At 42.0% G+C, this 8,909-nt stretch carries 7 protein-coding genes and 1 pseudogene; 4 read left to right on the top strand and 4 right to left on the bottom strand.

Translation table 11 applies throughout. The annotated features are described in order from the left end of the window. Positions 1-516 (top strand): annotated as a pseudogene (locus tag QNK26_RS12760) ((Fe-S)-binding protein); the annotation flags it as partial. Positions 517-750: 234 nt separating this feature from the next. Here the strand turns inward: QNK26_RS12760 and QNK26_RS12755 are convergent. Both QNK26_RS12755 and QNK26_RS12750 read right to left on the bottom strand, forming a co-directional pair. Further along, a complete protein-coding gene (locus QNK26_RS12755; protein WP_319223476.1) occupies positions 751-1,290 on the bottom strand; it encodes a GNAT family protein in 540 nt (179 codons plus the stop codon). Positions 1,291-1,504: 214 nt separating this feature from the next. Next, a complete protein-coding gene (locus QNK26_RS12750) occupies positions 1,505-2,071 on the bottom strand; it encodes a helix-turn-helix domain-containing protein (protein WP_413816367.1) in 567 nt (188 codons plus the stop codon). Between the two features lie 175 nt (positions 2,072-2,246). Here QNK26_RS12750 and QNK26_RS12745 point away from each other — a divergent pair, with 175 nt between their 5' ends. Both QNK26_RS12745 and QNK26_RS12740 read left to right on the top strand, forming a co-directional pair. Continuing rightward, positions 2,247-3,443, top strand: a complete 1,197-nt coding sequence (locus tag QNK26_RS12745; protein ID WP_319223474.1) for a benzoate/H(+) symporter BenE family transporter — start codon at positions 2,247-2,249, stop codon at positions 3,441-3,443. 174 nt (positions 3,444-3,617) lie between these two features. Beyond that, positions 3,618-5,156 (top strand): PAS domain-containing methyl-accepting chemotaxis protein, encoded by a 1,539-nt coding sequence (locus QNK26_RS12740; RefSeq protein WP_319223472.1) that lies wholly within the window; start codon positions 3,618-3,620, stop codon positions 5,154-5,156. Between the two features lie 84 nt (positions 5,157-5,240). Here the strand turns inward: QNK26_RS12740 and aqpZ are convergent, their stop codons facing one another. Both aqpZ and QNK26_RS12730 read right to left on the bottom strand, forming a co-directional pair. Continuing rightward, positions 5,241-5,942 (bottom strand): aquaporin Z, encoded by a 702-nt coding sequence (aqpZ, locus tag QNK26_RS12735; RefSeq protein WP_319223470.1) that lies wholly within the window; start codon positions 5,940-5,942, stop codon positions 5,241-5,243. Positions 5,943-6,129: 187 nt separating this feature from the next. Next, positions 6,130-6,759 (bottom strand): outer membrane beta-barrel protein, encoded by a 630-nt coding sequence (locus QNK26_RS12730; protein ID WP_319223481.1) that lies wholly within the window; start codon positions 6,757-6,759, stop codon positions 6,130-6,132. Between the two features lie 143 nt (positions 6,760-6,902). On the opposite strand from QNK26_RS12730, the gene QNK26_RS12725 reads away from it, so the two are divergent. After that, positions 6,903-8,816 (top strand): RecQ family ATP-dependent DNA helicase, encoded by a 1,914-nt coding sequence (locus QNK26_RS12725; RefSeq protein ID WP_319223468.1) that lies wholly within the window; start codon positions 6,903-6,905, stop codon positions 8,814-8,816. The last annotated feature ends 93 nt before the right edge of the window (positions 8,817-8,909 follow it).

Raw genomic sequence — 8,909 nt, 5'->3', positions numbered from 1 at the left:
CTGACTAAATCACAGCAGTTAGAAGCAGCGCTTTGGGAAGCCTCAGAGCAAGGTAAATTACCGGTATTAATGGACACCAGTCCATGTGCAAGCACCAGTATTGAGCTGATGACCAAAGACATTGCTATCTATGAACCTTTCCGCTTTGTGGCAGAATTTGTAATGGAACATGTGGATATTACCCCGCAAACAGAGCCAGTGATGTTACACGTGACTTGTACCTCACGTAAGCAAGGTTTAGCTGGTGTGATGGAACAGGTTAGCCGCGCTTGTGCAACACAAGTGATTATTCCGGCAGACATTCAATGCTGTGGTTTTGCCGGCGATAAGGGCTTTACGACGCCGGAGTTGAACGCGTCAGCATTATCGCCGTTAGCACGCCAAGTACCGAGTAATTGTAATGAGGGTTATTCCAATAGCCGTACTTGTGAGATCGGTTTATCCGAGCACAGTGGTATTGAATACCGCTCGATCTTATATCTGGTTGATAAAGTCAGTGAACAGCGTGTAGGTTAGAGAGTAACTTTAGGTCGGTAACAATCGGTTTTCAGTCATATTTAAGCAGGTCGATGGCCTGCTTTATTCATTTTTTAGCACCACATAATCACCCACATCCCCAGTGCCTTTAGCGACTTCAACAAAGCCTTTTCGCAGATAAAACTGCAGCGCTTTTGCATAGCGCACGTAAGGCCGGTAAATATGCGATCACTTCCATGTCGATTATCCCTATGTCAGTACCAGTGCCAGATTTTAACGTAAATCGGTACGGTGAATACCATAAATTGCGTGATCTATGATGTCGCCATTGATGTTTTCATAATTACTGATAATACCTTCTAGGCTCATATTCAAACGTTCACAGACCCGACGACTTGCGGTATTTTCAGCAGCCGCGCATATCTCGACTTTATCCATGCCTAACTCTGAAAAGGCGTATTCAATTAAAAAGCTGACCGCCTTGGTCATGATGCCCATACCTTGGTATTTTTGGCTTAGCCAATAGCCAACTTCGACCTTTTTTAATTCCTTATCAATATTATTAAAACTGACATTCCCCACTACTTTGTGTTGATAAATCAGCGCGCACGTCATCGATTTACCCTCTGCATAACCTTGCAATGACTTGCGTACAAATTCAAGAAAGAAGGCTTCATCATGGGCATACGTCGCCCACCGTAACCACTTAGATAAATACGCACGTTCCTCAGTGGCGATATCTAAATAACGACCCGCGAATGACGGTTCTACGATGGCTAACTGCAAATCTGGACCAATATTTAATGTAAACATTAGCGCTCCTTAATATAATTTATATACTTTCATACTAAAGTTTATTAATACCTCAAACAAGGTACCTGGTCACATATATAACATAAACATGTTTTGTATGAAGGCTAATCGTGCCGATAGTCAGATAACTGAACTAGTGCAGCGGCAGTCCGTAACTCGACACTCACTTATAAACTAGTAGTAAATACCGATATAGGCATGCTTAAAGACCGTATTAATCAGTCTCGGTATAACTAATGATGTTGTGGATAGTCACTGATTCCCCAGTCATATTGCGATAACCATGAGGCTGGTCAGCGTTAAATTTAATACCCTCGCCTTGCTGCAAAATATGCCATTCCTGCTCAGTACCATCCGCCGCTAAGGCTAAGTAATATTCCATCGCGCCATCAACCGCAATAATATGCTCGATAACTCCCGCATTGTGTGGCGCCGAAATATGCTGACGTTGTGGATCTAACGTTATCTGGAATATTTCAAGCTTAGTCACGGCGTCATAAGGGAATAAGGTCACAATCTGAATATCATGCTCGTTATTTTCTAATGCACTGGTCGATGTATTTTTTTGCGCTAAGTCGGTTAAAAAGTAAGACAGTGGCAACTCAAAACCATTGGCGATATTCCATAATCGCACCACAGTTGGGCTCGATTCACCCCGCTCGATTTGTCCGAGCATGGCTTTGGATACGCCGGTATGTTGGCTGGTTTTATCTAAACTCCAACCTTTGTTACTGCGCGCTGCTTTAAGACGAGTGCCTAACGATGCATGAATACTGATAATAACGCCCCTTGTGACCTGAATGATCGTGGTGATGAGAACTGCTGGTGCTAAGAATTACTGGTGATAAGAATAACGCTTGTGCGTTATAACATACAGTGTTATTTTGCAAATCTAGCTTGTGCGTTATTACGTACAAAGACTCTTGTGTCGATAGAATAAATGGAGCAGCACCACCATGAACAGTGTCATTTTAAACCGAATAAACATGGGTTTTATTGCTGCTTTAGTCGGTTTTACCAGCTCCATTGCATTAATCTATCAAGCCGCGACTAATTTAGGTGCCGATTTGGTGATGGTTTCAAGCTGGATCTTCGCGCTAGGGCTTGGCATGGGCATTACTTCAATCACCTTGTCTCTCTATTACCGCACGCCGTTGTTAATCGCATGGTCGACACCCGGTGCTGCATTGCTTATAACCAGTACTCAAGGGTTTAGCATTAACGAAGCCGTGGCCGCTTTTATTTTCTCGGCGAGTCTGATTGCATTATCAGGTATCACGGGGTGGTTTGAAAAACTAATGAATCGCGTGCCATTACAAATAGCCAGTGCTATGTTGGCAGGCATATTACTGTCGTTTGGTATTGAGGTATTTAATGTCATGAATCAATCCCCCTTGTTGGTTGGCTTGATGTTTATGACCTTTTTAATCAGCAAGATCCTTATGCCTCGTTTTGCTATGTTAGCGATTTTAATCGTTGCTATCACCTCAGCCTGGCTGCAAGGGTTATTTGTGATGCCTGATTTAGAATGGCACTTAGGGCAACTTGTTTATGTCGAGCCTGAGTGGAATATTGCAGCGCTAATCAATATCGGTTTACCGTTATTTCTGGTCACGATGGCAACTCAAAATATGCCCGGCATTGCCATTTTAAAAGCCTATGATTACCATGCCCCAGTATCCAAATTAATGACAGTAACAGGCATTACCAATATGCTGATAGCACCTTTTGGTGGCTTTGGTATTAATTTAGCGGCCATCACAGCCGCGATATGTATGTCACAAGAAGCGGATCCAGATCCGCAAAAACGCTATTGGGCGGCGGTGAGTGGCGGAGCCTTCTATCTGCTAATGGGGTTTTGTGCATTAAGCTTAATGACTTTATTCCAAGCCATGCCAACAGCATTAATCACGGCGCTAGCGGGAATTGCACTGCTCTCGACAATCGGCAGTAGTTTGCAGCACGCCTTTATTGAGTCACCTCATAAAGAAGCTGCACTGATGACCTTTTTAGTTACCGCATCTGACTTTACGTTATGGAATATAGGCTCAGCACTGTGGGGGGTTGTCGCGGGATTAATCATCATCACAGTTGCCTCTCTTACTACTGAGATTAAAAAAGTTATACCGACTCGCGCACAACGCAAATCCTGAGTTATGAATTATTCATAATGTAAATTATAAAATGCTACACCTTATAATGATAAGTGTGAATGGTATCACCCCGTATGGCTTAAAGTGTGAACCACATTGTGGTCGTTTCATGCTCCTTAACTATTATACAAATGGCACATATATTTATGCGCTATTATGATTTTAAGGGATGAAATGACTCATATAACAAATAATGAAAAAACGTTCTCATCGTCAGAACAATTAGTCTCGATTACTGACCTTGATGGAAGGATCACTTACGCCAATAATGAATTCTGTATTGTGGCTGGATATACACTTGAGGAATTAGTTGGTCAGCACCACAATATCGTGCGCCACCCATCAATGCCTAAAGACGCTTTTACAGATTTATGGGATAAGCTAAAACGTAACGATTCGTGGCGAGGAATGGTTAAAAACCGTTGTAAAAATGGCGATTATTATTGGGTAGATGCTTATGTAACCCCTGTCTACAACGACAATAGAGTCACAGGTTATCAGTCAGTTAGAACATTACCCAGTAACAAACAAAAACAACAAGCCCAAAAGCTATATGATACATTAAACAACAACAAATCAGTTTCTGAGTTTCAGTCAAACATTAACTTACGACGCATAATGGCGATGCTAGTTATTATTGCGGCCGTGCTTACTAACTTTGTATTTACCACGTCTATTCTGCCAGCAATCGTACTACTCGTTGCTATTTGCCTTATTTCACTGCTCTTTACACAAGAATTATTTTTGTTTCCCAAATACGTCGCCAAAACTAAAACTTTATTCGATAGCCCCTCACGAATTATTTTTTCAGGTCATGGTTTATTAGCCATTATTTCTTATCCATTAGAATTATATAAAGCACGGATCAGAACCATACTAGGTCGTAGTCACGACTCGGGACGAAAACTGGCAAAACTGGCATCTCAATTAGAGCAAGAATCTCAAAAAATGCTGGTCGGTATACAAGAAGAAGGAGATCAATTAACCCAATTTTCAACTGCAATTACCGAGATGAGTTCGACCATTCAAGAGGTTAGTTTAAATACCAATCAAACTCACGATAAAGTCTTAGTCGTACAAAATGAATGTCAGGCAAACATCCAAATTATCGGAAAAACCCAAAATAAAATGAAAAGCTTAGTGAGTGATGTCGATAAAGCGGCCTCAAATGCGCTTGAATTGGTTGGTGATGTAAATAATATTTCCGCTATCATGAGTGAGATTCAAGGCATTGCTGATCAAACCAACCTGCTCGCACTTAACGCCGCAATTGAAGCAGCTAGAGCGGGTGAACAAGGTAGAGGTTTTGCTGTCGTTGCCGATGAAGTCAGAAATTTAGCCAGTCGCACTCAAGCAGCTACGGTACAAATTCAGACCTCGGTGGTTGAATTACAAAATACTTTAACCACGTGGAGCAAGGTGATGCTGACCAACAAAGCTAACGCAGAAGAATGCTCAGAAGATAGTGTTAAAATAGAGCTCGCAATGGAGAATATTATCACCAATGTTGATGATGTGAGTGATATGACAGCGCAAATAGCGACGGCGACTGAACAGCAAAGTATCGTTGCCCATCAAATTACGCAAAGCATCCATACTATCGATGGTATTTCTAAACAAAATACCTTACATGCAAATCAAGTTCATGACTATGGTGCTGAAGTCAGCAAAAGTGCGGGGGATATTGAAAAACTAAGTACTACGTTTAAATAACACCGAGTGACAGCCCACGAAATCTTCTTCTTCGATGTCGTAGGCTATTAACTAAAATGGCTTAATGACAAAAAATTAGCGATATTAGGCTTTATCTTCCACTTCAAACCAACGGTAGACAATACCCGCGAGTATCGCGCCAACAATAGGTGCAACCCAGAATAACCACAGTTGCGACAACGCCCAATCGCCTTGGAAAATAGCCACACCAGTACTACGCGCGGGGTTAACCGACGTGTTGGTAACAGGGATACTAATTAAGTGAATTAAGGTTAAGGCAAGACCAATGGCAAGCGGGGCAAAACCTTGCGGCGCACGTTTATCAGTCGCACCTAAAATAATAATCAAAAACATGAACGTCATGACAACTTCAGTCACTAATGCCGCAGCGAAGGTATAACCACCAGGAGAGTGTTCACCATAACCATTCGATGCGAAACCAGCGCTGGCATCAAAACCAGCCTGACCACTGGCAATAACATATAAGGTTGCTGCGCCAGCAATACCACCTAATACTTGGGCAAAAATATAAGGACCCAGTTCTGCCGCAGAGAAACGACCACCAGACCAAAGTCCGATTGAAACAGCCGGATTTAGATGACAACCGGAAATATGTCCAATCGCAAATGCCATCGTTAATACCGTTAAACCAAAGGCCAGTGATACACCTAATAGACCAATGCCCACATCTGGAAATCCAGCGGCTAAAACAGCACTACCACAACCACCGAGGACTAGCCAAAATGTACCAATAAACTCAGCCGTGAGCTTTTTTGTTAATGTCATTATTTATTCCTTTATATATTTTTGTAACAGTTTGCCATCATTGAAAGTCGTTTCATTTGAAGCGACTTCCCCACAATTTAACGGAACCGATGATTCATTTCATCCACTTGAAATACATAAATAAATATCTATTTAAGACTAACTAACGAGTGTGTAAGCTTTATTTAAAATATTAACTGAGCATAGCTCAAAATGTCAGTTTTGCGCCCATATTCACTTGCCCTTGCCACATTAATTCGGAATCAACCAACCACTTACAATTACCACTATTACAAAACAGCGCCTGCGAACTATTAACAAATGTGGCATACCCACGCATATCTGCAAACAAAGCAAAATTTGGAGTAAATTGATACTCAGCACCGCCACCAATCCCCATAGAGAAACTGGTTTCATTAGAGAAGCCATTTTCTGGGCGCATGTGCGTTAAACCGGCACTGGTAGTGATATACGGTCGAAACTTACCTTTCGGGAAGTATAAAGATCCACCTAAATGCCAATAGTCGATAGCAAAGCGGCTGATCTCGGACTGATTTAAATTATCACCAATACTAAACGCGGTTGACTGGTGGCTATACAGCAAATAAATGTTGCCGGGATCTGCTGTAGTCACGCCAGCCATCACCCCCCAATGCTCTGATTCTGCAATTTTAACCGTGCTCTCTTCTTCAGTTTCACTGTCTATTGTTGAAAAATCAGTGGTTCCAAACGAATAACCACCAAAGGGAGCGACAAATACTTCTGCGGCCACAATCCCAGAGTGTATCAAGGCCGTCATCGCTAGCAGGCTAACGCTAAGTCTTTGCTTATACTTCATCATACATCCTGTAATATCGTGATTGACTGTTAAAAATATAGCACTCACGTGCGTTTAACTGCATAAACGGGATCACTTTTTTAACAAAAAACTATATACTGCCCAGCTCAACGCCCTTTGATTTCATAATACGAGATACAGATATGCTGCACCAAACATTACAACACTACTTTGGCTATGATCAATTTAGAGAAGGCCAGGAAGCTGTAATTAAAAATATTGTTAGTGGCAATTCAAGTGCAGCTATTTTCCCAACAGGCTCAGGGAAATCGTTATGCTATCAAGTGTCGGCATTACACCTGCCACATTTAACCTTGGTTATCTCGCCCTTACTGGCCTTGATCCAAGATCAGCTATTATTCTTGAAAAAACATAATATCGCTGCGGCTAAAATTGATTCGAGTATGTCCGTCGATGAAGTCAGAGATACCATGTCGAAAGTACGCGAAGGTGAAGTTAAGATCTTGATGATCTCGGTAGAACGTTTGAAGAACGAACGCTTTCGAAAATTCATCAAACAAGTACCGATTTCATTATTAGTCGTGGATGAAGCGCATTGTATTTCAGAATGGGGGCATAACTTTCGTCCCGATTATCTGAAACTTCCTCAGTACCAAAAAGAGCTAAACATTAAACAAGCCTTGTTACTTACTGCAACCGCCACGCCTGCGGTTATAAAAGACATGGAAACGAAGTTTAATATCAAACCAGACGCGATTATCAAAACGGGTTTTCATCGCGCGAACCTTAGCTTGTTAATGCACCCGATTGCCCAAGACAAAAAACTGCATGCACTGACTCGTTGGTTAGGTAAAAAGTCAGGACAAGCTTCCATTGTCTATGTCACCTTACAAAAAACTGCAGAAGAGTTAGCCAGCGCCCTGCAACAAACAGGCATTGAAGCGGTGGCTTATCACGCAGGTATGCCAACAGAAGTACGTGAAGAAGTGCAGCAAAATTTTATGCGTAATGGCATTGACTGTATTGTCGCCACGATCGCCTTTGGCATGGGCATTGATAAAAGTAACATTCGCAACGTCGTGCATTTTGACTTACCAAAATCCATTGAAAACTACAGTCAAGAAATTGGCCGTGCAGGCCGTGATGGTAACGATTCACAATGCTTAGTACTCGCCAATTTAGACAATCAAAGTATTCTCGAAAACTTTGTCTACGGTGACACCCCAGAACTCGATGGCATCCAAGCGGTGCTCGCCGAGATCCAAACGGCAGGCACTGAATGGGAACACACGTTATACGGCCTATCAATGAGCAGTAACCTACGTCAAGCGCCGTTAAAAACCTTACTCGTCTATTTAGAAATGCAGGGCATTATCAAGCCGCTCTATTCTTATTTTGCCGAATACCGCTTTAAATTCTTAAAAGATCCAGTACAGATCCTGAATCAGTTTAGTGATGAAAAACGCGTGTTTATTGAAGAAATATTTAACGCCTCCCCCGCTAAACGCACTTGGGCAACCGTTAATTTCGAACGCATGAGCGAAGGTTATCAAGAACAACGTAGTCGCGTAATCACGGCACTTGAGTTTCTACATGAGCGTAATAATATCGTACTGGAAAGTAAATTAATGACCGATGTATATCAAATATTAAATTCACGTTTTGATAGCCAACAGTTAGCTGCAACACTACATCAGCAGTTTGCCACCAAAGAGACCAGTGAAATTAAACGTGTGCATGCGGTTGGTCAGTATATCCAGAGTTCACAATGCTTGAGTAAAGGCTTATCAACCTACTTTGGAGATGATAATGCACCAGCGCAATGTGGGACATGCTCGGTTTGTCAGGGACGGATTGCACGGTTGCCATTACCGACAACCATGCCCGCATTACCAGCACAGCAAGTACAAGCGTTAAGCCAAGCGTTTATTAGTGCGTGTGATAAACCGCCGACACCCGTATTAATTACACGTTTTTTATGTGGTATCAGCACGCCGTTATTCATGAAGATGAAAGCGAAAAAGATCAGTAACTTTGCCGCACTACAAGCCTACCCTTATCAGCAAGTATTAACATTGCTTAATAATTCAATATAAAACAGTAACCAAAAAAAGGGCGATGCATTAACTGAATCGCCCTTTTTTGTACCTAGCGGTTAACTAATTAGAAGCTAACTTCACGGTAAGGAT

Source organism: Moritella sp. (assembly GCF_033791185.1).
Lineage (GTDB): Bacteria > Pseudomonadota > Gammaproteobacteria > Enterobacterales > Moritellaceae > Moritella.
This window is presented reverse-complemented; position numbering and strand designations above follow the sequence as displayed.

Excerpts from the sequence above, each read along its gene's own strand:
- QNK26_RS12725 (WP_319223468.1), top strand. The coding sequence starts at position 6,903 with ATGCTGCACCAAACATTACAACACTACTTTGGCTATGATCAATTTAGA.
- aqpZ (WP_319223470.1), bottom strand. The coding sequence starts at position 5,942 with ATGACATTAACAAAAAAGCTCACGGCTGAGTTTATTGGTACATTTTGG.
- QNK26_RS12740 (WP_319223472.1), top strand. The coding sequence starts at position 3,618 with ATGACTCATATAACAAATAATGAAAAAACGTTCTCATCGTCAGAACAA.
- QNK26_RS12755 (WP_319223476.1), bottom strand. The coding sequence starts at position 1,290 with ATGTTTACATTAAATATTGGTCCAGATTTGCAGTTAGCCATCGTAGAA.
- QNK26_RS12730 (WP_319223481.1), bottom strand. The coding sequence starts at position 6,759 with ATGAAGTATAAGCAAAGACTTAGCGTTAGCCTGCTAGCGATGACGGCC.
- QNK26_RS12745 (WP_319223474.1), top strand. The coding sequence starts at position 2,247 with ATGAACAGTGTCATTTTAAACCGAATAAACATGGGTTTTATTGCTGCT.